The 26,129-nt window shown below is 65.7% G+C and carries 25 protein-coding genes; 17 read left to right on the top strand and 8 right to left on the bottom strand.

Annotation, left to right across the window (positions count from 1 at the left end; genetic code table 11):
- Nucleotides 1-716, top strand: a 716-nt coding sequence (locus F3J14_RS23010) for a sigma-70 family RNA polymerase sigma factor (RefSeq protein ID WP_166724969.1), incomplete at its 5' end; no start/stop codon positions are given.
- A gap of 188 nt (nt 717-904) precedes the next feature.
- Nucleotides 905-1,783 (top strand): helix-hairpin-helix domain-containing protein, encoded by an 879-nt coding sequence (locus tag F3J14_RS23005; RefSeq protein ID WP_166724968.1) that lies wholly within the window; start codon nt 905-907, stop codon nt 1,781-1,783.
- Between the two features lie 78 nt (nt 1,784-1,861).
- On the opposite strand, the gene F3J14_RS23000 is transcribed toward F3J14_RS23005, so the two are convergent.
- The gene (locus F3J14_RS23000) at nt 1,862-2,287 is read right to left on the bottom strand and encodes a helix-turn-helix domain-containing protein (protein ID WP_166724967.1); all 426 of its coding nucleotides are present in this window, start codon (nt 2,285-2,287) and stop codon (nt 1,862-1,864) included.
- 137 nt (nt 2,288-2,424) lie between these two features.
- Between F3J14_RS23000 and F3J14_RS22995 the strand changes: the two genes are divergently transcribed.
- Nucleotides 2,425-2,922: a DUF2938 domain-containing protein gene (locus tag F3J14_RS22995; RefSeq protein ID WP_166724966.1), complete on the top strand. Its 498-nt coding sequence runs from the start codon at nt 2,425-2,427 to the stop codon at nt 2,920-2,922.
- Between the two features lie 136 nt (nt 2,923-3,058).
- Here F3J14_RS22995 and F3J14_RS22990 read toward each other — a convergent pair whose 3' ends face one another.
- Nucleotides 3,059-3,499 (bottom strand): MarR family transcriptional regulator, encoded by a 441-nt coding sequence (locus F3J14_RS22990; RefSeq protein ID WP_166724965.1) that lies wholly within the window; start codon nt 3,497-3,499, stop codon nt 3,059-3,061.
- Between the two features lie 135 nt (nt 3,500-3,634).
- On the opposite strand from F3J14_RS22990, the gene F3J14_RS22985 reads away from it, so the two are divergent.
- Nucleotides 3,635-5,170, top strand: a complete 1,536-nt coding sequence (locus F3J14_RS22985) for an MDR family MFS transporter (RefSeq protein WP_166724964.1) — start codon at nt 3,635-3,637, stop codon at nt 5,168-5,170.
- Between the two features lie 48 nt (nt 5,171-5,218).
- Here the strand turns inward: F3J14_RS22985 and F3J14_RS22980 are convergent, their stop codons facing one another.
- On the bottom strand, nt 5,219-6,733 hold the full coding sequence (locus F3J14_RS22980) for an acetyl-CoA hydrolase/transferase family protein (protein WP_166724963.1): 1,515 nt from the start codon (nt 6,731-6,733) through the stop codon (nt 5,219-5,221).
- A gap of 641 nt (nt 6,734-7,374) precedes the next feature.
- On the opposite strand from F3J14_RS22980, the gene F3J14_RS22975 reads away from it, so the two are divergent.
- From F3J14_RS22975 to F3J14_RS22945, 7 genes are read left to right on the top strand one after another with little or no spacing between them, the layout of a single operon-like run.
- Nucleotides 7,375-8,055: a CDP-alcohol phosphatidyltransferase family protein gene (locus tag F3J14_RS22975; RefSeq protein ID WP_166724962.1), complete on the top strand. Its 681-nt coding sequence runs from the start codon at nt 7,375-7,377 to the stop codon at nt 8,053-8,055.
- On the top strand, nt 8,052-8,861 hold the full coding sequence (locus F3J14_RS22970) for a 2OG-Fe(II) oxygenase (protein WP_166724961.1): 810 nt from the start codon (nt 8,052-8,054) through the stop codon (nt 8,859-8,861). Before F3J14_RS22975 ends, F3J14_RS22970 begins: the two co-directional genes overlap by 4 nt.
- A complete protein-coding gene (locus F3J14_RS22965; protein ID WP_166724960.1) occupies nt 8,858-9,859 on the top strand; it encodes an HpnL family protein in 1,002 nt (333 codons plus the stop codon). The genes F3J14_RS22970 and F3J14_RS22965 overlap by 4 nt, the downstream gene beginning before the upstream one ends.
- Nucleotides 9,860-9,895: 36 nt before the next feature.
- Entirely contained in the window at nt 9,896-10,663 is a 768-nt protein-coding gene (locus F3J14_RS22960; RefSeq protein WP_011658559.1) for a phosphocholine cytidylyltransferase family protein, read from the top strand.
- Entirely contained in the window at nt 10,660-12,345 is a 1,686-nt protein-coding gene (gene aepX, locus F3J14_RS22955) for a phosphoenolpyruvate mutase (RefSeq protein ID WP_166724959.1), read from the top strand. The genes F3J14_RS22960 and aepX overlap by 4 nt, the downstream gene beginning before the upstream one ends.
- Complete coding sequence (gene aepY / locus F3J14_RS22950; RefSeq protein ID WP_166724958.1) at nt 12,342-13,526, top strand: phosphonopyruvate decarboxylase; 1,185 nt, start codon at nt 12,342-12,344, stop codon at nt 13,524-13,526. The genes aepX and aepY overlap by 4 nt, the downstream gene beginning before the upstream one ends.
- Nucleotides 13,526-14,590, top strand: a complete 1,065-nt coding sequence (locus tag F3J14_RS22945; RefSeq protein WP_166724957.1) for a 2-aminoethylphosphonate aminotransferase — start codon at nt 13,526-13,528, stop codon at nt 14,588-14,590. Before aepY ends, F3J14_RS22945 begins: the two co-directional genes overlap by 1 nt.
- A gap of 309 nt (nt 14,591-14,899) precedes the next feature.
- On the opposite strand, the gene F3J14_RS35795 is transcribed toward F3J14_RS22945, so the two are convergent.
- A complete protein-coding gene (locus tag F3J14_RS35795; protein WP_247682273.1) occupies nt 14,900-15,937 on the bottom strand; it encodes a GIY-YIG nuclease family protein in 1,038 nt (345 codons plus the stop codon).
- 739 nt (nt 15,938-16,676) lie between these two features.
- On the opposite strand from F3J14_RS35795, the gene F3J14_RS22935 reads away from it, so the two are divergent.
- The 5 genes from F3J14_RS22935 to F3J14_RS22915 all read left to right on the top strand — a co-directional run bounded on the left by F3J14_RS22935 (nt 16,677) and on the right by F3J14_RS22915 (nt 20,872).
- The gene (locus F3J14_RS22935) at nt 16,677-16,931 is read left to right on the top strand and encodes a hypothetical protein (protein WP_166724956.1); all 255 of its coding nucleotides are present in this window, start codon (nt 16,677-16,679) and stop codon (nt 16,929-16,931) included.
- A gap of 733 nt (nt 16,932-17,664) precedes the next feature.
- Entirely contained in the window at nt 17,665-18,402 is a 738-nt protein-coding gene (locus F3J14_RS22930; protein ID WP_166724955.1) for a transporter substrate-binding domain-containing protein, read from the top strand.
- Between the two features lie 101 nt (nt 18,403-18,503).
- The gene (locus F3J14_RS22925; RefSeq protein WP_166724954.1) at nt 18,504-19,004 is read left to right on the top strand and encodes a CPCC family cysteine-rich protein; all 501 of its coding nucleotides are present in this window, start codon (nt 18,504-18,506) and stop codon (nt 19,002-19,004) included.
- A gap of 631 nt (nt 19,005-19,635) precedes the next feature.
- Complete coding sequence (locus F3J14_RS22920) at nt 19,636-20,019, top strand: ATP-dependent protease (protein ID WP_166724953.1); 384 nt, start codon at nt 19,636-19,638, stop codon at nt 20,017-20,019.
- A gap of 34 nt (nt 20,020-20,053) precedes the next feature.
- Nucleotides 20,054-20,872 (top strand): multidrug ABC transporter ATPase, encoded by an 819-nt coding sequence (locus tag F3J14_RS22915; RefSeq protein WP_166724952.1) that lies wholly within the window; start codon nt 20,054-20,056, stop codon nt 20,870-20,872.
- Between the two features lie 28 nt (nt 20,873-20,900).
- Here F3J14_RS22915 and F3J14_RS22910 read toward each other — a convergent pair whose 3' ends face one another.
- Nucleotides 20,901-22,052, bottom strand: a complete 1,152-nt coding sequence (locus F3J14_RS22910) for an acyltransferase (protein ID WP_166724951.1) — start codon at nt 22,050-22,052, stop codon at nt 20,901-20,903.
- A gap of 348 nt (nt 22,053-22,400) precedes the next feature.
- On the opposite strand from F3J14_RS22910, the gene pip reads away from it, so the two are divergent.
- Nucleotides 22,401-23,333 (top strand): prolyl aminopeptidase, encoded by a 933-nt coding sequence (gene pip, locus F3J14_RS22905; RefSeq protein WP_166724950.1) that lies wholly within the window; start codon nt 22,401-22,403, stop codon nt 23,331-23,333.
- Nucleotides 23,334-23,409: 76 nt separating this feature from the next.
- Here the strand turns inward: pip and F3J14_RS22900 are convergent, their stop codons facing one another.
- The 3 genes from F3J14_RS22900 to F3J14_RS22890 all read right to left on the bottom strand — a co-directional run.
- Nucleotides 23,410-23,682, bottom strand: coding sequence for a hypothetical protein (locus F3J14_RS22900; protein WP_060346405.1), 273 nt, complete (start codon nt 23,680-23,682; stop codon nt 23,410-23,412).
- Between the two features lie 184 nt (nt 23,683-23,866).
- Nucleotides 23,867-24,925, bottom strand: a complete 1,059-nt coding sequence (locus F3J14_RS22895) for a transglutaminase family protein (RefSeq protein ID WP_166724949.1) — start codon at nt 24,923-24,925, stop codon at nt 23,867-23,869.
- On the bottom strand, nt 24,919-26,129 hold a 1,211-nt coding region (locus F3J14_RS22890), incomplete at its 5' end, for an alpha-E domain-containing protein (RefSeq protein ID WP_166724948.1). The genes F3J14_RS22890 and F3J14_RS22895, both read right to left, overlap by 7 nt.

The raw sequence follows: 26,129 nt of genomic DNA, 5'->3' as shown, positions 1-26,129 counted from the left end.
ACGAACTCGCGCTGCTGGAGGCGAACCTGCGGCTCGTGCTGTCGATCGCGCGCAAGTACATGAACCGCGGCGTCGACCTGCCCGACCTCGTGCAGGACGGCTGCCTCGGCCTGATGCGCGCGATCGAGAAATTCGAATACCGGCGCGGCTTCAAGTTCTCGACCTATGCGACCTGGTGGATCCGGCAGGCGGTCGCACGCGCGGTGGCGGACCGCTCGCGCACGATCCGCGTGCCCGTGCACGTCGGCGACCAGTACCAGCGCGTGCAGCGGCATGCGCTGCGCTTCCGCCAACGCACGGGCCGCCGCGCGACGCCGGCCGAACTGGTTGCCGAAACCGGGCTCCCCGAGGGCAAGCTGCGCGCGGTGCTCGCGCTGCCGGCCGAGCCGCTGTCGCTCGACACGCCGCTGCCCGACGCGGAGACCGGCCTCGTCGACCTGATCGAGGACCAGGCGTCGGCGAGCCCGTTCGAGCGCCTGGCGGACACGCGCATGCGTGAATGCGTGACGTCGCTGCTGCGCTCGGTCACGCCGGCCGAAGCCGACGTGCTGCGCCGGCGGTTCGGCCTCGGTGGCGCCGAGCCCGACACCTACGACGCGATCGCACAGGACGCGGGCATGTCGCGCGAACGCGTGCGGCAGATCGAGAAGCGCGCGCTCGCCACGCTGCGCACGGCCGCGGAGGCCGAGGGCGCGCAGTCATTCCTCGACGCGTAACCGGTCGCGCGTTCGTGCCCCATCCCGGCACGAACGCGCGCGCGGCGCAGTTCCCGCCTGTGCAACGTTTGCCATTGACACGCATCAAGTTTTGTTCGTCGCTTGCCGTGACAATGTGCTGAAATGAACGGTGGCCCGCGCGTTGCGCGCCCCGTTCATTCCGTTTGCGCTTCCCCAGGTCCCGCACCATGCAGACGACCGTCAGCCAGACGCACGAGGAAAACCGGCAAATCGCGGCCTGCCTGCGCGAAGCCGCGCAGCTGCTTGCCGAACAGGGGGCGAATCCTTACCGGGTTGCCGCCTACCGCACGTCGGCCGATACGATCGAGTCGCTCGACGACGGCATCCGTACGCGCTTCAACGCGGGCGGTGTCGATGCGCTCGGCGCGCTCCCGGAGGTCGGCACGGGCGTCGCGCAGGCGATCGCCGAATGGCTGGTGACCGGGCGCTGGCGCCTGCTCGATCGGCTGCGCGGCGATGCCGAACGCGTGTCCGCCTTCGAAGCCGTGCCGGGCATCGGCCACGCGCTCGCGCTGCGAATTCACGACCAGTTGCACATCGATACGCTCGAGGATCTCGAACGCGCGGCCCGCAGCGGCCAGCTCGATGCGATTTCGGGCGTCGGCCCGCGTCGCGCGGCCGGCATCCGTGCGGCGCTCGACGACGTACTGAGCCGGCGCCGGCGCTGGCAAGGCCACACGCGCGATGCCGACCTCGGCACCGAACCGCCGGTCGAACTGCTGCTTTACATCGACCGCCTGTACCGCAACAAGGCCGCCGCCGGCATCCTGCCCATGCTCGTGACGCGTCGCGTGAACGCGGACGTCAGCGTGTCGCCGCCCGTGATGCACATGACGAAAGGCGGCTGGCACTTCACCGCACTGTGCCCGTATCCCGCACGCCCGCACGAGGCCGGCCGCACCGCGGACTGGGTCGCGCTCTACTTCTACGATGCATTGCAATGCGAGCACCAGCGCACGGTCGTCACCGAAACGTTCGGTTCGCTCGCAGGCAAGCGCATCGTGCGCGGACGCGAGATGGAATGCCGCGTCTATTACGCGGGATGACGCGCTCGGCGCATTAGCCGCCACGGCATGCCCGCCCCGTCGCACGCTCGAGCACCCTACTCACGCAAGCCGAACCCTCTACGCGCCTTCCGTCTTCGTGCGACGCGCCGGATGACGGTGCGCGGCGATGCGCAGCAGCTTGCGGAACGACGGACACTCGAGATGACTCGGCGCCGGACACACGGCCGCATGCCGCAGCGCATCACGCACCGCACCGAGACGGCGGATCGTGCGATCGAGCTCGTCGGCCTTGTCGTCGAGCTTCGCGCGATCGATTACCGGCCGGCCGTCCGCGCCGAACATCGCGAGGATGTCGTCGAGCGCAAAACCGGCCTCCCGGCCGAGCGCGATCAGCGCAAGGCGCTCCAGCACCGACTCGTCGTACTGGCGCCGCAGCCCGTGACGGCCGTTCGGCACGATCAATCCCTTTTCCTCGTAGTAACGCAGCGTCGACGCGGGCAATCCCGAGCGACGCGCGACATCGGCGATATCCAGACGGCTCATGCTTGACCTCAAGTGAACTTGAAGTTGCAAGATAGCCGCTCGACTCCTTCGACACAAGACTGGACCGCCATGAACCCGCCGAAACCGACTCACCTCCCGTCGCGCCCCGCCGCAACCGTTCGCCCCGGAGGCGCGCGATGACCGCACCCGACTTCCTGGTGCGCATCCTGCTGATCGGCGCGGGCGCGACGCTCGTGACGGACCTGTGGGCGCTGCTGCGTCGCAATGCATTCGGGATTCCGTCGCTCGACTACGCACTGGTCGGCCGCTGGCTCGGCCACATGATGCGCGGCCGGTTCCGGCATGCGTCGATCGTCGCCGCGCCGCCCGTGCCGGGCGAACGCGTGTTCGGCTGGATCGCGCATTACGCGATCGGCATCGCGCTCGCGGGGCTGCCCGTTGCGATCGCGGGTGCGGAATGGGTCGGTGCGCCGACGCTTATGCCCGCACTCGTCGCGGGCCTCATCAGCGTCGCCGCGCCGTTCTTCGTGATGCAGCCGGCGTTCGGGTTCGGCGTCGCCGCGTCGCGCACGCCGCAGCCGGGCGTCGCGCGCCGGCGCAGCATCGTCACGCATCTGGTGTTCGGGGCGGGGCTTTATCTGGCGGCGTTCGGGCTGGCGGCGCTGGGCCGTTGAGCACCGCGCACCAGCGCGGCGGATCGGGCCGGCATGGATGGGCTGAAACGGAATCGGCCCAGGCCCGGCCACCTCGTCATCGCGAACGACGCTCCGCCGTGCCCGGTCGATTCAGCGGCCCGAACCGGCGCCTGGGTCATTCGCCGCCGCTGTCGATCAGGTTGTGGCGTACGCGCCCGAGCAGGTGCACGAGCGTGTCGCGCTCGTCGCGCGTGAAGCCGCGCAGCCCGTCGTCGGTGACGGTGTCGCCCACTTCCAGCATCTGCGGAAAGATGTCGCGCGACTTGTCGGTCAGCCGGATCACGAACGCGCGCCGATCGTCGTCGTTGGCGATCCGTTCGATCCATCCGCAGCTTTCCATCCGGTCGAGCAGCCGCGTCAGCGAGATCGGCGTGATCTCGAGCCATTCCGCGAGCCGCGCCTGATTCATCTCGCCCTTCCACGTCAGGTACGCGAGCACGCGGCTTTGCGCGCGCGTCAGTCCGATGCGCTTCGCGCGCCGGTCGAACAGGCGTCCTTGCAGGCGGGCCACGTCGGTGATCAGGTAGCCGATCCGGTTCTCGTAAGTCTTGTCCATGCGGCGATTATAGGGGCAGGCCGCGACTGACCCGCGGCTCGTGCCAGGGCGATGAGCACGGATATAATAAGCATGCTTATAATTCGAGTCATACCGGATCACCGCCCACGGCGACCGCCCCACGGAGACACCCGCTTGAATCCAGCCGCCGCCGACACCCCTGCCTCGCCGCCTGCCCTCAATCGGCCGATGCTGACCCTGTCGATCATGCTCGCGACGCTGATCCAGACGCTCGACAGCACGATCGCGAACGTCGCGCTGCCGCACATGCAGGGCACGCTGTCCGCGTCGCAGGACGAGATCACCTGGGTGCTGACCTCCTACATCGTCGCCGCGGCGATCGCGACGCCGCTGACCGGCTGGCTGTCCGACCGCCTCAGCATGAAGCGGCTGCTGACGCTCTCGATCGCGGGCTTCACGATTGCGTCCGCGCTGTGCGGGCTGTCCGAGTCGCTGGTGCAGATCGTCGGCGCACGTTTGCTGCAGGGGGTGTTCGGCGCCGCGCTGGTACCGCTGTCGCAGTCGATCCTGCTCGACATCAACCCGCGCGAGAAGCAGGGCCAGGCGATGGCGATCTGGGGGATGGGCGTGATGGTCGGCCCGATCCTCGGCCCGACGCTCGGCGGCTGGCTCACCGACAGCTACAACTGGCGGTGGGTGTTCTTCATCAACGTGCCGATCGGCGCGTTCGCGCTGGCCGGCGTGCTGACCTTCCTGCCCGCGCGGGCACCGCGCCCGCACGTGAAATTCGACGCGTTCGGCTTCGCGACGCTCGCGCTCGCGATCGGCGCGTTCCAGGCGATGCTCGACCGCGGCGAACAGCTCGACTGGTTCGGCTCGTACGAAATCCGCATCGAGGCGCTGGTCGCCGCCCTCGCCTTCGCGTTCTTCCTCGTGCATACGGCCACCGTCGGCAAGGCGTCGTTCTTCAAGTCGGAGCTGCTGCGCGACCCGAACTTCGCGACGGGCACGCTGTTCATCTTCGTCGTCGGCGCGGTGCTGTATGCGACGCGCGCGCTGTTGCCGCCGATGCTGCAGAACCTGATGGGCTATCCGGTCGCGACGACGGGCCTCGTCACCGCGCCGAGCGGCGCGGGCACGATGATCGCGATGCTGTTCGTCGGGCGCTTGTTGAAATACGTGGACGCGCGGGCGCTGCTGTTCGCCGGGCTGGCGATTTCCGCACTCGCGCTATGGCAGATGATGCAGTACACGATCGTGCTGTCCGAGGCGGACATCGTGTGGCCCGGGGTGGTCCAGGGCTTCGGGCTGGGGCTCGTGTTCGTGCCGCTGAGCGCGCTGTCGTTCTCGACGCTCACGCCCGAGCTGCGCGCGGACGGCACGGCCACCTACAGCCTGATGCGCAACATCGGCAGCAGTATCGGCATCTCGATCGTGCAGACGCTGATGACGCGCAACACGCAGGTCGCGCATGCCGACCTCGCGACCCACGTCACGCCGTTCGACCCGGCCGTGCAGGCGATGGCCGGCAGCCACCTCGACATCGCGCTGCTCGACCGCACGATCAACCAGCAGGCCGCGATGATCGCGTACCTGAACGACTTCAAGCTGATGTTCGTCGCGACGCTGCTGATGATCCCGCTGTTGCTGCTGATCCGCCCGCCGCAGAAAACGGCGAGCGTCGACGTCGCGCACGCGGCGCTGGACTGACGAGGCGACGGCCGCGCGCGGTGCGCGCCGGCGCCCCGTCGAACCGCCTCAGGCCTTCATCGTCCCGGTGCGCACGTAGCGTTCGTGCCACGACAGCGCCTCGGCGAGCAGGTGCGGCGTGTGCTTGCCGAAGCTCTCGCGCGACGCACGCTCGAAGTAGTCCTCGAGCATCGGACGGTAGTCGGGATGCGCGCAGGTCGCGATGACCTTGCGCGCACGCTGCTTCGGCGACAGGCCGCGCAGGTCGGCGAGCCCCTGCTCGGTGACGACCACCGCGACGTCGTGCTCGGTATGGTCGACGTGGCTCGCCATCGGCACGATCCGCGAGATCGCGCCGCCCTTCGCGGTGCTGGCCGACATGAAGCACGACAGGTAGCCATTGCGCGCGAAGTCACCCGAGCCGCCGATGCCGTTCTGGATCTTCGTGCCCATCACGTGGGTCGAGTTCACGTTGCCGTAGATGTCGGCTTCGATCATCCCGTTCATCGCGATGCAGCCGAGGCGGCGCACGAGTTCCGGATGGTTGCTGATCTCCTGCGGGCGCAGCAGGATTTTTTCGCGGAACGTCGCGATCTCGTCGGCGAAGCGCTGCACGGCGGCCGGGCTCAGCGACAGCGCCGTGGCCGACGCGAAGCTCAGCGTGCCGTCGTCGAGCAGGTCGAGCATGCCGTCCTGGATCACCTCGGTGTACGCGGTCAGGTTCGAGAAGCCGGCCGAGCTCAGTTCCGCGAGCACCGCGTTCGTGATGTTGCCGACCCCCGACTGCAGCGGCAGCAGGTTTTCCGGCAGACGGCCGCGCTTCACTTCGTGGCGCAGGAAGTCGATCAGTTGCTGCGCGATCTGCTTGGACGTGGCGTCCGGCGCGGAGAACGCGTTGCTGCGGTCCGGTGCGTCGGTCTCGACGATCGCGACGATCTTGTCGGCCGGGCAGCGCAGGTACGGCTCGCCGATCCGGTCGTCGCTTTTCGTCAGCGGAATCGGCTTGCGGTGCGGCGGCAGCGCGGTGCCGTAATAGACGTCGTGCATCCCGTCGAGGCCGAGCGGCTGGCGCGAGTTGACTTCGAGGATCACGTGCTTCGCCTGCTCGAGCCACGTCTTGTTGTTGCCGATCGATGCGGACGGAATCAGCAGCCCATCCTCGCGGATGCCCGCGACTTCGACGATCGCGACATCGAGGTCGCCGTACAGCCCGAACCACGCGTATTGCGCGACGTGGCTCAGGTGGACGTCCTGGTAGTCGACTTCGCCGCTGTTGATCTTGTCGCGCAGCGTCGGGTCGGACTGGTACGGCAGGCGCATCGAGATGCCGTTGGTGCGGGCGAGCGCGCCGTCGAGCTCCGGCGCGGTCGATGCGCCCGTCAGCACGTTGATCCGGAAGTCCTCGCCGCGCGCATGGGCGGCGTCGATGTGGGTGGCGAGCGCGGCCGGCACGGCCTTCGGATAACCCGAGCCGGTGAAGCCGCTCATCGCGACGGTCATGCCGGGACGAATCAGCGCGGCGGCTTCGTCGGCGGTGCGGACGAGCGAACGCAGGGCGGGAGCGAGGATGCGTGATGAAGACATGGCTATATATCTGACGCTTCTGGTCTGTCGTTGACGTCGCGGGGGGTGTCTCCTGAGCGACGCGAAGCCCTTGGGGGCCGCGAGGGGCGGCCCGGCACCACAGGCACGGTCGGAGTATCGCAGAGGACATCGCCGCGAAATGTCCGCTGAATGCAAAAGATACTTACTGAATGCGCCGGGTATCGAACGGCCGTTCTGTGACAGGCGGAACAATCTGCCGAATGCACTCGAAAGGTGCGCGAAAGCGAATCGCCAATTTGCCGCCCGCGGATTACGAACGACCGAACGTCAATCGACTGCGACCTTTCCGGATTGACGGCATGAACGCAGGGAATCAGCATGTCCTGGCCGAGCGGCGATCGCCGCGGCCAATTGTCGCCCGGCACCGTTTTTTCGGGCCTGATATATATCAACCCGGCGGCGCGCGCGCCACGCCGCCGGGCACGCGTGCGAGGCCCGCTGGCCCTTGACAGTCGCGCCATGCGAACCACACTGGATCACGTATGGGCCGGCTGCGCGAACGCCGTTTCGCGCAGCCGATTCGCAACCGGCCGATGCCCGGAATCGCGGTAACACTCCCGCATGTCAGGACATTGATTGAATAAAAAGCAACAAATTACAATTCCGTATATATTTCGCCGATGGACCAAAGAAAAACCACCAAACTCTCGGAACCGCCGCTGCCACGCACCTGGGATGCGCGGCTCGCGCGCGCGCTCGTCCGACCGCTGATCGACACGCCTGTCACCCCGAATCACCTCACTACCCTTCGTCTGCTGATCGGCCTCGCCGGCGCCTGGTGCCTTGCGCAAGGCGGCTTCGGCTGGAGCAACGCAGGCGCATTCCTGATCGTGCTGTCGAACTTCGTCGACCACACCGACGGCGAACTCGCGCGCATCAGCGGCAAGTCCAGCAAGATCGGTCACTTTTACGACCTCGCGGCCGACGCGCTCGTGACGGTCGCGCTGTTCGTCAGCATGGGGCTCGGCATCGTCGCCCAGGGCGGTCAGATGGCCGCGTCGCCGGTGCTGCTCGGTGCGCTGGCCGGCGGGGCCGTCGCGCTGATCTTCTTCCTGCGCATGCGGATCGAATCGGTCGCCGGCAAGGCCGGCACCAAGCAGGCATTCGCCGGCGGATTCGAGACGGAAGACGTGCTCTACCTGCTGCCGCTCGTGACGCTCACCGACAGCGTGCAGCCGTTCCTGCTCGCGGCGTCGATCGGCGCCCCGCTGTTCGCCGCGTGGGTCGTGATCGACTGGTGGCGCATCGTGCGCCGCGGCAACGCCCCGCACAGTTCAACCGAAATCCAGGCTTCCAAATGACTTCTAGCACGCGCGACGACTCCGTGCTGAGCCCGGCACGCCCCGCGCCTGCGCGCGCGGCAGCGGCCGATCCCGATCGCACCGTGGCCGGCTGCGTCGGCCGACTCGACCTCGACCGCCTGCGCAGCGACTATACGCGCCAGGGGTCGTTCCTGTATCTGGACGCATTCCTGCCGCCCGACGCGCACGCGAAACTCGCGGCCGCCGCCCGCACGCTGCAGCCCGGCCTGAACCGCAATTACCTGCCCGGCCACAAGCAGGGCGGCAGCGTGAGCCGGCACACGATCGATGAGCAGGCCCCGTACATCGCGGAGCTGTACCGCTCGAAGGCGCTGATCGGCTTCCTCGAGAAGATCACGGGCGACAAGCTGATGGTGTCGCCGGAGAACGATCCGCACGCGTACGCGCTGTATTACTACACGAAGCCGGGCGACCACATCGGCTGGCACTACGACACGTCGTACTACGACGGCCGCCGCTATACGCTGCTGATCGGCGTGATCGACGAATCGTCGTGCCGGCTCGACTACGAACTGCATACGCGCAATCCGGACGTGCCCGACGAACCGGGCTCCGTGCAGATCGCCGACGGCGGCATCGTGCTGTTCGACGGCGACAAGCTGCGCCACCGGATCACGCCGCTCGGCCAGAACGAGACGCGCGTATCGCTGACTTTCGAATACGTGACCAACCCCGGCATGCGGCCGTGGAAGCGCTTCATCTCGAACATGAAGGATGCGATCGCGTATTTCGGTTTCCGCCAGGTGTTCAAGCAGCTGGCCACGCGACGGTCGAGCGGGTCATGACACGCGCCGGCCTGATCCTGCTGTCCCTCGGAACGGCACTGTTTGTCGCCCTGCTCGCGTGGCAGGGCGTGGGTGCGGTCGCGTCGACGCTCCTCGCAGCCGGCTGGGGCCTCGCGCTCGTCGCGGCGTTCCACGTCGTGCCGCTCGTGATCGACGCGTTTGCGGTCTCCGTGATGTTCCGCCGCGGTCAACCGGCCGCCGAGCTCGGCAACGCGCTGCGCGCGCGCTGGGTCGGCGAGTCGGTGAACAGCCTGCTGCCCGCCGGCCAGATCGGCGGCCCGGTGCTGATGGTGCGCCACCTCGCGCAGCGCGGCACGCGGATGGCCGATGCGGCCGCCGCGGTCACTGTCGGCACGACGATGCAGGCGCTCGCGCAGATGGCGTTCGCGCTGATCGGCATCGCCGCGTTCAGCCTGTATGCGACGCACGATTCGGTCGCTCACCTGCGCACGCCGGCGCTGATCGCCACGGGTGTGCTCGGCGCCCTCGCCGTCGCGTTCTACGCGGCGCAGCGGCGCGGGCTGTTCGGCCGCGGAATGCGTCTCGCGTCGAAGCTGCTCGGCCCGCGCGACTGGTCGTCGCTGGCGACCCGCGCGGATGCGATCGACAACGCGGTCGCCGCGCTGTACCGCGATCGCGCGAAGGTCGCGAAGACCTTCGGGTTGAGCCTCGTCGGCTGGATCGCCGGCACCGCGGAAGTGTGGCTCGCGCTGCACTTCCTCGGGCACCCGGTCAGCTGGCTCGACGCGCTGCTGCTCGAGAGCGTCGGCCAGGCGATTCGCGGTGCGGCGTTCGCGATCCCGGGCTCGCTCGGGGCACAGGAAGGCGGTTACCTGCTGCTCGCCCCGCTGGTTGGCCTGCCGCCCGACGCGGCGCTCGCGCTGTCGCTCGCGAAGCGCGCGCGCGAACTCGCGCTCGGCCTGCCCGGCCTGCTCTATCTGCATTTCAGTGAAAGAAACTGGCAGCGGCGTCATGCGCCGCAGCCGCTCGCCGACTGATCGTTCAGATCCGCCGGCTTTTTGGTTGGAGAACCCATGCGAGCCATCATTCTTGCGGCAGGCCTCGGCTTGCGCCTGCAACAACCGCCCGAGGCGCAATACCCGAAGTGCCTGCTGCGCTTCGACGACGTGTCGCTGCTCGAGCGCCATCTGCGCGTACTCGACGCCGCGGGCGTCGATGAAATCGTGCTCGGGCTCGGCTTCCAGTCCGAGAAGGTCGAGCAGGAATTGAAGCGCCTCGGCCGCACCGCCGAGATCGTGATCAACGAGCGCTACGACCTCGGCAGCGTGCTGACCGTGCACACCGTCGCCGATGCGATGACGCGCGGCGGCGACGTGCTGCTGATGGACGCCGACGTGCTCTACGACGAGAACATCCTGCACGCGCTTGTGGCCGATTCGGACAAGGCGGTCGACCGCCTGCTGATCGATCGCGACTTCGAAGCCGGCGACGAGCCCGTCAAGCTGTGCCTGAAGAACGGCGTGCCGGTCGAGTTGCGCAAGCAGCTCGCGGTCGACCTCGACTACGACACGATCGGCGAATCGGTCGGCTTCTTCCGCTTCACCGAAGGCACCGCGCGCCGCCTCGCGAAGATCGTCGCGGGCTACGTCGACAGCGGCCGCGCGAACATGCCGCACGAGGAAGCCGTGCGTGACCTGCTGCTCGAAGGCGGCCATTCGTTCGACGTCGCCGACGTCACGGGTTCGCCGTGGATCGAGATCGACTTCCCGAACGACGTCGCACGCGCGACACAAGACATTCTTCCCCTGATTCAACGCACCACGGCAGGAGCCGCACGATGAACGCTCGCGAACCCAACTTCTCCGAATCGCGCAGCGCACGCCTGCGCCGCATGCTCGTCAGCAACGAACTCGAATTCCTGATGGAAGCGCACAACGGCCTGTCCGCGCGGATCGTCCGCGAAGCCGGCTTCAAGGGGATCTGGGCATCGGGCCTGGCGATCTCCGCGCAGTTCGGCGTGCGCGACAACAACGAAGCGAGCTGGACGCAGGTCGTCGACGTGCTCGAATTCATGGCCGACGCGAGCGACCTGCCGATCCTGCTCGACGGCGACACCGGCTACGGCAACTTCAACAACGTGCGCCGCCTCGTGAAGAAGCTCGAGCAGCGCGGCATCGCCGGCGTCTGTATCGAGGACAAGCAGTTCCCGAAGACGAACAGCTTCATCGGCGGCGAGCGCCAGCCGCTCGCGGAAATCGACGAGTTCTGCGGCAAGATCAAGGCGGGCAAGGATTCGCAGACCGACCCCGACTTCTCGATCGTCGCGCGCGTCGAAGCGCTGATCGCCGGCTGGGGGATGGACGAGGCGCTGCGCCGCGCGAACGCGTATGCGGAAGCCGGCGCAGACGCGATCCTGATCCACAGCAAGCTGTCGCGCCCGGACGAAATTCTCCAGTTCGCGCGCGAATGGAGCGGCAAGGCGCCGCTCGTGATCGTGCCGACCAAGTACTACAGCACGCCGACCGACGTGTTCCGCCAGGCCGGCATCAGCACCGTGATCTGGGCGAACCACCTGATCCGCGCATCGGCATCTGCGATGCAGGCGACCGCCCGCGAGATCCACGAGAACGAAACGCTGATCAACGTCGAGGACCGCGTCGCATCGGTCAACGAGATCTTCCGCCTGCAGGACGCCGACGAATACTCGGCGGCCGAGCGTATCTACCTGTCGTCGTCGTCGCGCGCGTCGAACGCGGCGATCGTGCTCGCCGCGAGCCGCGGCAAGGGCCTCGAAGCCGTGACCGAAGACAAGCCGAAGGTCATGCTGCCGGTCGCCGGCAAGCCGCTGCTGCGCTGGCTCGTCGACGGCTTCAAGACGCACGGCGTGAACGACATCACCGTGGTCGGCGGCTATCGCGCCGACGCGATCGATACGTCGGGCATCAAGCTCGTCGTCAACGAGCGTCACGCGCAGACGGGCGAGCTCGCATCGCTCGCATGCGCGGCCGAACGCCTGACAGGCGATACCGTGATCTCGTACGGCGACCTGCTGTTCCGCAGCTACATCGTGCGCGACCTCGCGGAGAGCGAGGCCGAGTTCAGCGTCGTCGTCGACTCGTCGCTCACGGAGACCAACCAGAGCGTGCGCGATTTCGCGCTCTGCTCGGCCGCCGACGACCGCGGCCTGTTCGGTCAGAAAACCTACCTGCAACGCGTATCGAGCGACGTCGCCGCAGGCACGCCGCACGGCCGCTGGATCGGTCTCTTGAACGTGCGCGGCGCAGGTGTCGACCGCCTGAAGGCGATGCTCGCGACGCTGCAGGCACGTCCTGATTTCGACACGCTCGATATCCCGTCCCTGCTCAACGAACTGATCGCCGCCGGCGAGAAGATCGAGGTGCAGTACGTGCACGGCCACTGGCGCGGCGTCAACGATCTCGAAGACTTCCGCCGCGCGGGCGACTTCGCGCACGGCCAGACGCCGCTGTCCGAGCCGAGCACCGGCAACGGGGGCGCGCAATGATCGAAGCGGCACAGTTCGTCGAGGCCGCGCGCGAGCGCGGTTTCGACTGGTACGCGGGCGTGCCCTGCTCGTACCTGACGCCGTTCATCAATTACGTGCTGCAGGACCCGACGCTGCACTACCTGTCGGCCGCGAACGAAGGCGACGCGGTCGCGCTGATCGCTGGCGCCACGCTCGGCGGCAAGCGCGGGATCGCGATGATGCAGAACTCCGGGCTCGGCAATGCGGTGAGCCCGCTCACGTCGCTGACCTGGACGTTCCGGCTGCCGCAGTTGCTGATCGTCACGTGGCGCGGCCAGCCGGGCGTGTCCGACGAGCCGCAGCACGCGCTGATGGGGCCCATCACGCCGGCCATGCTCGACACCATGGAGATCCCGTGGGAGACGTTCCCGACCGACCCTGAACAGGTCGGCCCGGCGCTCGACCGCGCGATCGCGCACATGGACGCAACCGGCCGCCCGTACGCGCTCGTGATGCAGAAAGGCAGCGTCGCGCCGTATGAACTGAAGGCGAACCCGGCGGCGACGCCGCGCGCGCATGTCGTCGCACAGTCGGCGACACGTGCTGAATCACCCGCCGCCGCGTGGCCGACCCGCCACGACGCGCTGCAACGCGTGATCGCGCACACGCCGGTCGATTCGACCGTCGTGCTCGCGTCGACCGGCTTCTGCGGCCGCGAACTCTATGCGATCGACGACCGTCCGAACCAGCTGTACATGGTCGGTTCGATGGGTTGCGTGACGCCGCTCGCGCTGGGTCTCGCGCTCGCGCGCCCCGACCTGCGCGTGGTGGCTGTCGACGGCGACGGCGCCGCGCTGATGCGCATGGGCGTGTTCGCGACGCTCGGCACCTACGGTCCGTCCAACCTCACGCACGTGCTGCTCGACAACGGCGCGCACGAATCGACCGGCGGGCAGGCGACCGTGTCGCGGCATGTGTCGTTCGCGGGCGTCGCGGCCGCGTGCGGCTATGCGTCCGCCGTCGAAGGCGACACGCTCGACGTGCTCGACGCGACGCTCGCCTCGCAGACGGACGGTACACAGTTCGTGCGCGTTGCGATCCGCACGGGCGTGCCCGACGGCCTGCCCCGCCCGACCGTCACGCCGGTCGAGGTCAAGACCCGCCTGATGCGGCATATCGGCGCCGCACAGGCCGAAGCCCACGCCGAAGGAGCTCATTGATGCTGCTGCTGAACCCCGGCCCGGTCACGCTCACCGAACGCGTGCGCCGTAGCCTGCTGCAACCCGACCTGTGCCATCGCGAAAGCGAGTTTTTCGATCTGCAGGATGAAGCGCGTGCGCGCCTCGTCGCCGCGTACGAGCTCGATCCGGCCGAATGGGCCGCCGTGCTGATGACGGGCTCGGGCACCGCCGCCGTCGAAAGCATGATCACGGCGCTCGTGCCGCAGGACGGCAAGCTGCTCGTGATCGAGAACGGCGTGTATGGCGAGCGCATCACGCAGATCGCGACCCAGTACGGGATCGCGCACGACGTGCTGAAGCATGAGTGGATGCAGGCGCCTGATCTCGCGCAGATTGGTGCGAAGCTCGATGCGGGTGGGTACTCGCACGTTGCGGTGATTCATCACGAAACGACGACCGGCCGGCTGAACGACCTCGGTGCGATCGCCGACGTATGCCGTGCGCGTGGTGTGAAGATGCTCGTCGATGGCGTCAGCAGCTTCGGGGCTGAGGCGATCGACTTTGCCGGCGGCGTCATTGATGCTGTTGCCGCTACCGCGAACAAATGCCTGCACGGCGTGCCGGGTGCCGCGTTCGTGATCGTGCGCCGCAGCGCGCTCGCGAAGGCCGCGAGCCGTACTTATTACCTCGATCTTGGTCGGCTTGCCAAGCTGCAGGATCAGCGGAATACGCCGTTTACGCCTTCCGTGCATGCGTATTACGCGCTTGTGGAGGCGCTGCGCGAGTTTGATGAGGCCGGTGGCTGGCGTGCGCGGCATGCGCATTACAAGGCGCTTGCTGATCAAGCGCAGGCTGGGCTTGCGGCGCGTGGGATGTCGCTCGTGCTGCCCGAAGGCGCTTCGTCGGTTGTGCTGCGTGCGTACCGGCTGCCGCAAGGCGTCACGTATGAGACGCTGCATGACGGGTTGAAGGCGCGCGGCTTCGTGATCTACGCGGGGCAAGGCGGGTTGTCGAAGGAACTGTTCCGCATCTCGACGATGGGGGCGATTCAGGCGGCTGACGTCGATCGGTTGCTGGATGGGTTTACGGAGTTGACGCGGTAAGCGTTGCACTGCTCGTACGTTCGTCCATGAGAGGCCCGCAAGGGCCTTTTTTGTTGTTCATCGCGGATCACGGGGGAACACGCGGGGGAAGACTGGCGGCGTTCGGCCAGGAGGCATCACTCGGCGCAATGACTTGAATTGCTGACAGTGAATGCGCTCCGGCTGAGCGATTTCATCAATTCGGTGCATCGACGGGTTGAATCCGCAGTCGTGTGCGGTCGATCGCCGCCCTGCGGGAAGGGTGCGCAAATAACTACACCTGAGACCCCATGCGCCATCCATCGCGCCAATACCGAGCGAGATTGCATTTCACGACCATATTTCATCGAGATTGGTAGCTTTTACGAGCTTATCCCGCAGAGCATAACGGGCGGATTGCATGTTCACCTCGCTATCCTCAAGTCGAGGAATTGGTCCGACCGTTGCGGCTGAGCCTTTAAAGTTGAGTTTGTATTTACCGGTGTCGCCATAAGGCTCGATCGACACGATCTCCGCGATATGTGTTATCGCCCCGACGGGCGCGACTCGGTAAGCAGCAATGTATTTGAGCTTGGGGATGTGTTTTGCGTTGATGCGAATTGCGAACCAGCAGTTATGGCCGACGAACTCCTGCTGAAATCCCTCCTCTCTCGCGGGTACGACGATCGTGTCGAAGATTTCCGCGGCGACTGGACCATTTGCAACAGCCTGAACTTGTTCCTCTGGCGCATCCCCAAGCTTCGGAGGTGTAAATGCATTAATACCAAGCATCGGCAGGATCAGGTACATATCTTCGAGAAATGCTTGCGCCGTTGCTCTAGAAACAAGCGACATCGTGGGAGAAGTGGGTATGTTCTTGTTGAGCAATATTGCCCGGTCGAACCGCTTGGCGCGTGCAATGAGCTCATATTCAAGGTATTGAACTTCAGTTTTTCCGATCTTGTGGAGGCGATCGAAGAAATAGACACCCCAAATCCACCCCTCCTTATTAGCGACATGATTCTTAAGACGCTCTCCGACGGGGTCTGCCTCGCCGATGTAGATCGTCTCTTCAGAGGCGTTGCCAACGAGGATGTAGAGTCCGACCTGATTAAAGCCCGGCTCGTGCTTCAATTGCGCGAACATCTCCTTCGGAAACACAACGCCGGAACCTGACCAGTTCGACTTGTCAACGTGACGGATACCTTGCGGATCGCCAGCCGTTGCAAAGACCGTAATCGAAAACGGGATTGGCACTGGTTTTCCTCCGCACTTAGCAATTCGATGAAAAGTTTGTGCATCAGCATAAGCCAATGTCCGGTTGCGAGGCAATTCGCGCACCCCCTTCCCTGCCGGACGTGTCGTCCGACTACTGAGGCCGATCGCCATAAGCCGAATGGGAACAGGCCTGTCGTCGGGCGTTACCGAGGGGCCGTAACTCATCTATTTCTACGAGGGACGCTGCAGCCGTTTGCCCTCGCTAACTGCCAGATGCTCGGCGCTAGGGCGTACGTCCCATCCCTGTCGGCAGCGGCCGACTATATCGGGCGGCAAGCGGGCCGGCTACTGTCTCAGCTTTGGGCAACTGCCGGCCAGACGAGGACATTCGACAACGCTGCACGAACCGTCGACAATTCGACGGATCACGAAACTGCTGAGCCAGACCAACCATGAACCGAGTGGTATATGTGCTGCTTACGTTAGCCGTCATCGCGTGGGCGATCTGCGGCTTCTTTCCCAATAGGGGCATACATTTTGGATGGATCGGGACTTTGTTCGCATCTGCGGCAGGTCTGGTGGCGACGATATCCAGTTATCAAACCGAGAGGACGGTCCAGACTCGCGGCGGTGGGGTCATATATAAGGCCGAAGCGCCAGCCAGATTTTTCGTGGCCTACGCTTTTGCTGGCGCGCTCCTACTGGTTATGAGCATCGTTAGCGTTTTGGGCGCTAACTGTAGCCAGACGGCTCAATGAGCGTCCGCGAAAGACACTAGACTTCGATACACCGGCTAAGCGATTTCATCAATTCGTTACATCGACGGGTTGAATCCGCAGCCAACTACAGTCAGTCGACGGTGGTCCCAAGATCGTCGACAATGCGGCTGCGGAGGACGTGGAGAGCAGATATGAACATGACTCGAGAATTCTTGCTACCGTTCGGAATCGACCTCAGGGTTGAAGACGGAATCGCAAGTATCGAATCCGACTTGCCGGAAGCGCTCCCCAGCTTCAGTGATCCCGTCGAAAACGGACGCATCGTAGGGGTTGTTGAAGGCGTCGAGCAATTGTTGCTTTCGCTTGCGCGTGTCGGTATCGATTTATCCAATCCGCAGTTCGCACGGGCAATCAACGATTGCGTAGCCAACCTTCAATCAGGCTGATCAGCGAATTTCCATGTACGGCCAGGAGCGGACAGTCGCGGGACCGTTGAACCTACCCCTTGCCAACCTATCGAATCTCGTTCGGTGTCGCGCAGGCGAGTGTCGTCCGATCCGGGTACGATGCACAGGACGGGCAGTTGGATAGGTTGTCGATCGGGCTTGGGATGCCGACTGCTGTCGCCCATGAGACGACCCTCGACAGAGCAGTGTAGATCCTCGACAATCCAACGGCGGCTAATCAAGAGTGACCGACTGCGTCATGCCACAAATCTTCTATCGAGACTGGCCGATCCCACCGAGAATGTCCCGGTCGGAGTACTTTAGGTTTCGCCTTAGGTTGCTCGCGCTTATTGTCCTATGGGTATTTTCTGGTATCGCCTTGGTAGTTTTTTGGGGACGTCTGCACGTCCTGCTGAAGTGTCTGGTTGTGGTGCTGGAATATGTGTTTAGTCCTGGTATCGATTTGATCGAGAATCTGTTCGTTTCGTACAAGAAGTACCTCAAAAACGGTTTGTGGTGACAGTGTGTCTCGTTGATCAGCATTGCGTGGCGCGGTAGGCAAAGGAGGCATCAAACTGTCTGCTTCGGGTCGATCGGCGCCGGTCGCGCGTTGCAGGGCGGCGGCCGGCCGCCGGCCCGCGTTCGGCCAAGAAGCGACATTCGTGCATCTGAGTACAATCGTCAACAATCAGCCCCAGACTTGATGGCCGTTTTCGGTTTGCGAGACGAAGCGATGAAGGTAACGATTGCGTACATCGAAGAACCGCCATTCGGCTGGACCGAAGCGGATGGCACCGCTACCGGGGCTGATATCGAGCTTGCGGAGACGATTCTGCGCCAGATCGGCGTCGATAAGATCGAGTATTGCCTGACGACGTTCAGCGAATTGCTACCCGGCGTTGAGGCAGGTCGCTGGGACATGAATGTCCCTCTCTTTGTGACGCCGCAGCGAGCCAATGCGGTCGCGTTCAGCTTACCCGTGTGGGAAAACGAGGACGGTTTTCTGGTTCGACCTGGAAACCCGAGAGCGCTCGTTAGCTATTCGTCAATCGCCAAATGTCCTGAGGCGCGCCTCGGCATAATTGCGGGACAGGTACAGCATGATTCGGCGACGGCGTCAGGTGTAAGCGAAGTGCAAATCGTCATCTTCGAGCACCAAGCCGACGCGATCTCGGCCATTCTCTCTGGCGCAATTGATGCATACGCGAGTACAGCCTTGGGAAATCGAATTATCGCGAGCCGGATGGGAAGTTCGGTGATCGAGGCCGTCGCGCACGAGCGAGATGGGAGTGGCAGCCGGCGGACGCCTCAGCTTGGAGCGTTTTCATTCAACCAAGGGAACGCGGATCTTCTAAAAGCGGTCAATCAGCGACTTCGTTCATATCTCGGCTCGCCGGATCATCGCGCTCGTATGGCGAGATTCGGGCTGACGGACCGCGAGATCGATCCAAGTGTCCTGAATGCAGGATAGGTCGGTGCTCGGCCACAAGCGGACAGTCGACATACGGGCGTAGATCCTCGACAATCCGCGCCATGGGAATCGAGGCATCGTAATACCTGCGGATCGGAACAATGGCTCAAGAGAATCGTTTAATCTCACAAAATGACCTGGTTGTCCCGACCCAGGATGTGGAAGCGCAAACAATCGGCGAAAGCTCGACACTGCGCGTGAGGGCAGGAACTGTAAGAACGGTCGTGCTCGTCCATACCGATCTCGGACTGGTTGCCGCCCATGAAGTCGAATTCCCGCTTGGCGCGGGCCAATCAGCGCTGGCGACTATTCCAAGCACTGACTTGCAGAGCTGTGCTCCAGGCTGCCGCAGAGTGTGTGAGTGTTGTGGCCACCGTACCCTTCGCGATCTCTGTCCTGGATCATACGAAGTCTGCCCGGTCTGCTTTTGGGAGGATGACTTAATTCAAACACGCGATCCTCATTTTGTTGGCGGCGCAAATCGACCGTCTCTCTTGGAGGCTCGCCGCAATTACGAAATGATCGGCGCGTGTGAGGAAAGAGCATTACCCCATGTTCGAAGACCGGCGGACGATGAGATAGATTGGGCTCGGCAGGCATAGTCGCCGCAGATAGCGGCAAACTTGAATCAAGCGCTGCGGCGGGGCATGGTCTGCGCCTGACTCTTACGCAGACGGTGTCCAAGACCCTGGGCGCGGACTGGTGCCCCTGACGGGGTGTCCTTCCCCCCGCCGCGACGACAGTATATCGACCTTGCGGAGCTAGCCAAATAGTTGACCGCCCCGAGCGAACGATCTGCATCGTTGCTCGCGACTGTCCGTTGGCGGGGAAACTGAAGGTCTCTTCAGGGTCGTTTTGAGCCCGTAACGGACCACCGTGGAGGTATCCGGCGCAGTCCGGTTCGCCCACTACGAGCCGTTCACGACCGACGTCCCCATTGGCGCTTAAGTGCCGGAGTGGCGCTTGCGATGATACGCTCGACACTTGTTCTGCGATCTGCCGCGCCCGCTCGTTTTCATCGCGATCGCTGTGCTTACAGTACGGCAAAATGAGCGCCCCGTCGCCCGGGCGGCCCCGATGACTGGCGCACTCGAAGGCGTAAACTTCCCGAGCATAGTGTCTTTGCTCGGGCCAAACATCAGTGCGAAACGGCGTATTATGCCGTCCCGATTCGCGGCACCAAGCCGGGCACGGCCCGTGCGATGTTGTGCCATGACAGACATGAGAAACGGAATGACGACTACATTTGACGAGGCGACAACGGCGGCGATCGCCGCGTTTGCCCAATTGGATTTCTACACCGCGGTGCAAGCGATGCGCGCCGAGGCAGATTACGACCACGAACGAGACCAGTGGATCTCGCGCTATATCGACGAGCACGGCGGCGACGCGGACGATGCAGCATACGACGCCTTGCACGCTCAGGCCCAGGCAACCCCGGAATACGCGCAGTTCGTCGATGCGGTTCGCCGGGAAATCCTGGACTACTTCGGCGTGACTGACGATCAACTGGACTGCATGATCGTCCTGCGCAATGACGACAGCGATGAGCTTTGGGCGGAAGTCAATCGGCAGCGGAGCGCGCTGGGAACCGGTGAAGTGCGCGGAGATCTCTGATCGAAAGATGCGAAATACCTTTCCCATTGTCGCCATGAGCGTCTCCCGCTTCATCCCGCTGTTGGCACTCGTCCTCGCTCCCGCTGCTCAGGCTACCGACAACCAGCCCTGCGACGACGCAGCCATCACGGCCGTCGCCCGCTGGGCCGGCATCGCCAGTGCACGCATCGCCACGCGCGACGCGGACAGGCTCGTCATCGCATCGGCGTGCAAGGTGATGCCGAACGCGCCGCAGACGACGATCGCAGCCGTCGCGTTCGATTCGCTGCCGAAGAGCGAGAACCCGGGCGGCAACAACAAGCTCCAGGTCATCGCGCTTATCGAAGGCGGCAAGGTCGTAGCCGCCGATCGGTCGATCGTCGAGGAAGATGCCACCACGGAAGTCGGTCCGGACAGCTATCGCATCGACACCGCGCCGTATCGGCTGTCGCCCGACGTGCGCGCATTCGGTGTCGTGTTCCTGAGCAGCGCGCGCGGGCCGAGCTGTCCCGATGCGAACGCGAGCGAAGAACTGACGCTGTGGGTTCGCGAAGGCAATCGTATCCGCCCGGTGTTCGGCACGAACCTGTACGGCTGGGTCAGTGTCGAGGGCGAGGCTTGCGGCGCGGGTGCCGGCGACGCGCGCAGCGAGGACGCAAGGATGACGATCGCGGTCGACAAGACATCGAGCCACGGCTTCGCCGACCTGTCGATCACGGCACACGTCACGAAGACGCAACGCAAGGACGGCAACTATTCGGAGACGGGCAAGCGAACCGCGCGCACGGTCGTCAAATACGACGGCAAATCGTACGGCATCGATATGTTCCGGGACTTCTGGTATTCGCCCGCCGCGCGCAAGCGCTTCAAGTAAGACGGCGGCAGACCGCTGCCCTGCCCGCCTACTCCACCACCTTCGGCCCGATCGCATCGGTCGTCCCCGGCATCCGCAGCGCGTCGTCGCGCACGCGTCGCGCCTCGCGCGCGGTGTAGCGATCCTTCAGCCGCAGGAACGGTTTTTCAACGAGGAAGTAGCTTGCCGTCGCGGCCAGCAGCGCCCACACGATGCCAAGCGGAAACGCGTGCGCGACCGGCAGACCCGGATTCGCGAATGGTTGCTGCCACAGATACAGGCTGAACGAAATCGTGCCGACGAACACGACCGGCGCGGCCCGCAGCCACCGCGCGCACCAGAACTCGCTGCGGAAATTCAGCACGACGATCACGATCGCGATCAGCGCGGCCTCGAACGTCACGCCGTAGGTTGCATTCCAGAAGCCGCCAAGCCGGTGTTCGGCAAGCGGCATCCCGAACAGCACGATGAAGACGATCGCCGTCACGATGCGCGTCTCGCCGCGCCACGAGCGGATCCACGCTTCGAGCCGTTCGCGGTTGAGCGCCGCGTAGCAGCCGATCAGGATCGGATCAACGCCCGTGTGCAGCATCATCCCGAGCTGCCCGCGCAGCGCCGGCGCGACGAAATACGTGAGCGTGCGCACCAGCGGCACGGCCAGGATCAGCGCGGCCAGCCAGCGCGTGCCGCGGCGGCGGGTGCCGTACGCGAACAGCAGCGGCCAGAACCAGTAGAACTGTTCCTCGAGCGCGAGCGACCAAAAGTGGCCGAGATACCACGCGCCGTCCGGATGCAGCGCGTTGTCGCCGGCCAGGCCGAACCACGCCGAGTAGTTCCACAGATGCAACGCCGCATACAGCCACTGGCGGCGATCGACGTCGAGCCAGCTGGCGACGGCGAGGATGCCGACGATCGCGAGATACACGTAGCAGGCCGGCCAGATCCGCAGCGCGCGGCGCACGTAGAACGACGTCAGCGCAATCCCGCCGGTGCGCGCGAACTCCGCGCGCAGCACGTTGGTGATCAGGAAACCGCTCAGGACGAAGAAGATCAGCACGCCGAGCCGGCCATCGGCGATCAGCCGCAGCGGCGCGAACCAGCCGGTGTAGCCGCCCGGCAGCACGTGCTCCGCGTGGCCGACGACGACCATCGTGACCGCGACGGCGCGCAACCCTGTCAGCTGCTTGACGCGATGGTTCATCGGATGGTTTCCGTTGGCACGGTGGAGGGATGGCAGGCCGGCGCCCGATTCCCCGCGCCGACATGCCGCCGCGATTTTGTCTGAAAAATATCGAAATGAAATTGCTTCAAAAATTCCGGGGCGCCTGCCGGCCGGAAGACCGCCCCGCGTGCCCGGCGCCGACCGTCGCGCAGCGGCCGGAATGAATGGGCATAATGACCGGCATTGTCCGGCGGCAGCGGCGGCCAGATGCAGACGCAACGAATCTTGCGGCGCCGCAATCCGCGCGATACCGGCGCTGCCGTATTCCGCCCGCATCCCGGCTCGCGCCTCGTCCGCCTCCTCTCGACCCTCACCCGGAGCCTGCCTGTGTACCCACCGATCGAACCCTACGCCCACGGCCACCTCGACACCGGCGACGGCCACCACATCTACTGGGAGCGCTGCGGCAACCCGTCCGGCAAGCCGGCGGTGTTCCTGCACGGCGGCCCGGGCGCGGGCTGCAGCCCCGACCATCGCCGCCTGTTCGATCCCGAGCGTTACGACATCCTGCTGTTCGACCAGCGCGGCTGCGGGCGCTCGACGCCCCATGCCAGCCTCGACAACAACACGACCTGGGACCTGGTGGCCGACATCGAGCGGCTGCGCGAAATGACGGGCGCGGAACAATGGCTCGTGTTTGGCGGTTCGTGGGGCAGCGCGCTCGCCCTCGCCTACGCACAGACGCACCCGCAACGCGTAAGCGAGCTCGTCGTGCGCGGCATCTTCACGATGCGTCGTGCGGAGTTGCTGTGGTACTACCAGGAAGGCGCGTCGTGGCTGTTCCCGGACCTGTGGGAGGAATTCCTCGCGCCGATTCCGGAAGCCGAGCGCGGTGACCTGATGGCCGCGTACCATCGCCGGCTGACGGGCGACGACGAAGCCGCGAAGCTCGAAGCCGCGCGTGCGTGGAGCCTCTGGGAAGGCCGCACGATCACGCTGCTGCCCGATCCGGCGCTGGCCGCGCACTTCGCGGACGGCCGCTACGCGCTCGCGTTCGCGCGGATCGAAAACCACTACTTTGTGAATCGCGGGTTCGTCGACGAAGGCCAGTTGCTGCGCGACGCGCATCGCCTCGCCGGCATTCCGGGCGTGATCGTCCAGGGCCGCTACGACATCGCAACGCCCGCACGCACCGCGTGGGATCTCGCGAAAGCGTGGCCCGACGCGACGTTCGAAATCGTGCCGGACGCCGGGCACGCGTACAACGAACCGGGCATCCTGAAGGCGCTGCTCGCCGCAACGGACCGGTTCGCCGCGTAAGCGTAATCACCACTGCGGACACCACGCAGCGCGCTGCGGCCGGCATAACCGGCCTGCACGCGCCGCGCCGCCCCGCTCACAACGCGGCTTCGACGATCGTCCGACCGCTGATCGCGCGCTCGACGAGCTGTTCGTCCCCGACCTTGCGGATCGCATCGTCGAGCAATCCTTCCGGCTCCTCGGTCGCCACCTTCAGCAGGCCGGACAGCCCGCGCGCGTCGAGCACCACCAGCGTCTCCATCGAATCCGCGCGGCTCACGAGCACGCGGCGGAACGCAGGGCCCGCGCCGAAGCTCGCGCAGAGCGCGATCGTCTCGTTGCCGAGCGGGTAGTCGAAGTTCTTGATCATCTCAGCCGCCGTTGCAAGGGAATGGCTGCGCGCGACGGCGCGGCGCCGTGACGTCGACGCACCCGCGCGTGCCGCCGGCGCCGGACCGGGTCCGATCCGTTCGCCGGCACCATCATGCTAGGCGGGCAGTATTAACGAAGACTTAAACGGCCCGCGAGCGGTGCGTCAGGCCGATCGCCGCGTCTCACGACGCTTCGTCGAGCGGCTCGACCGTCACCCCGACCTTCAGCTCCTGATCCGCGCCGCCGCCACGTATCACGCCGCGCAACGGCGTCACGTCCGCATAGTCGCGGCCGATCGACAGCATCACGTAGTCGTCACCCGGCGCACGGTCGTTGGTGGGGTCGAGTTGCAGCCAGCCGCCATCTTCGGGCCATGCCGGGTCGTACACGTCGACCCATGCATGCGACGCATCCGCGCCGATCAGCCGCGGCTGCCCGGGCGGCGGCTGGGTCAGCAGATACCCGCTCACGTAGCGCGCGGCGAGCCCGAGCGAGCGCAGCGCGCCGATCATCACGTGCGCGAAATCCTGGCAGACGCCCTTGCGCAATCGCAACGCATCGAGCGCGGTCGTCGTGATGTCGGTGCTGTTCGGCGTGTACGCGAAATCGGCATGCACGCGCCGCATCAGGTCCCACGCGGCCTGCACGAGCGGCCGCCCCGGCGTGAAGCTCGCGGCCGCATATTCAGCCAGTTCGGGATCGCACGCCACATGCGGCGACGCGAACACGAACTCGCTCGCCGCGTCGTACGGCTCCCCCGCGCGAAACTGCAAGCGCTCGCGCACGGCTTCCCACGCCATCGCACGTTCGGCGTCGGGGCTCGCGATCGCGGGCGGCGGTGCACCGCGTGCCCCTAGCGACCATACGGGCGCGCTCACGCGCACCGTGCTGCGACTGCGCACGAGTAGCGCATCGTGAGGCTGGTTCAGCGCGAACGATGCGCGCGCGTTGCCGAACGCATCGATCTCGGTGCAGACCGACTCCGGGGCGGGCTCGATGTCGAGCGCGAACGACAGCACCTGCTGGCGCGGCGTCGCGAGCGGCTGCAGCCGCGCCTGGTGCTGCGCGGATTCGACGCGCGCCGCGTAGCGGTATTCGGTGTCGTGCGTCACCCTAAGCACGCGACCGGGCGCGACGGTGGTCGGCGTGGCGGGGGGTGCAGGCGTCGCCGCCGGCGCGTCCTTCGCACTGCCGGAACCCGGTGCGGGCGACATCTTCGCCGCGTGTTTCGTCGTCACCATAGCGTCCTGCCCGCCTCGCGCACATGACTGAAATAGCGCTCGCCGATCCGGTTCGACAATTCCCACACCGCCTTCGCGGTCGCGTCGAGCGCATCGAGCAGCTTGTCGTGCCGGCCGTCGTCGCCGGTTTCGCACAATTCGTGCAACGACCACGCGGGCACGTCCGGAATCGTCTCGGCCAGTTCGGACAGCGCATAGCCTTCGCTGTGCTCGACCTTCGTCAGCCGGCCGCGCAGCGCCTGCACGACCCAGCCGAGCGAGCGCGGGTTGTCGGTGTCGAGCACCACGAGCGACAGCAGCGGCGCGACGTCGAAGCCGCGCTGGAACCGCGAGCGGAACGTGATCGTGCTGTCGAACAGCTCGAGCACGAGCTCGAAGCCGTCCTGCCGGTGCACGGCGCCCTCGTCGAACGCGAACTTCAGCACGCTGCACAGGAAGTCCAGCCGCTCGATCTGCCGGCCAATCGACAGCAGCCGCCAGCCGTCGTCGCGCGTCATGTTGTCGGTCTGCGCGCCGGTGATCGCACCGAGCAGCAGCCCCAGCCGCTCCAGCAGTTGCAGCGCCTCGTTGCCGATCTGTTCTTCGGCTTCCGGATGGTCGGCGCTGTCGGCGAACAATTGCGTCGCGTCGTCGATCAACCGCCACTGATCGCTCGACAGCCGCTCGCGGATCGCGGCGGCGGCGCCGCGCATCCCGAACAGGCAGGACGCGATGCCGGACGTGCGGTCCGCGCCGCGCGTGAGCGACGTCGCGAGCGCGTGCTGGAACGCACGCGGCGCATCGACGGCGTTCGGCGCGTCGGACGCGATCAGCCCCGTGTCGCGGCACAGCGTGTCGATCAGCTCCAGATGCGCGGGACTGTCGACATCGTCCTCGCCGCGCAGCCGCTCCAGCGCGGCGCGCGCGAGACGCATCAGGCTGGTCGCGCGCTCGGTGTAGCGGCCGAGCCAGAACAGGTTCTCGGCCGCGCGGCTCGCGATCGCGCGCGGGTGCTCGACGAGATCGTCGGGGCCGAGACGGGTCTGCAGCAGCGTCGTCGAATCGACGATGCCTTCGGTCATCACCCACGTATCGACGGTGCTGCCGCCGCGCGGCATCGGCGCGTTGAACAGCGTATCGCGCGTGCCGACCCGCGACAGGCCGCCCGGCAGGAGCCGCCAGCGCTGCGCGCCGTCGGCGAGCGCGAACACGCGCAGCAGCAGCG

This window comes from Burkholderia sp. Tr-862, from assembly GCF_011753085.1.
GTDB classification, from domain to species: Bacteria; Pseudomonadota; Gammaproteobacteria; order Burkholderiales; family Burkholderiaceae; genus Burkholderia; species Burkholderia ambifaria.
This window is presented reverse-complemented; position numbering and strand designations above follow the sequence as displayed.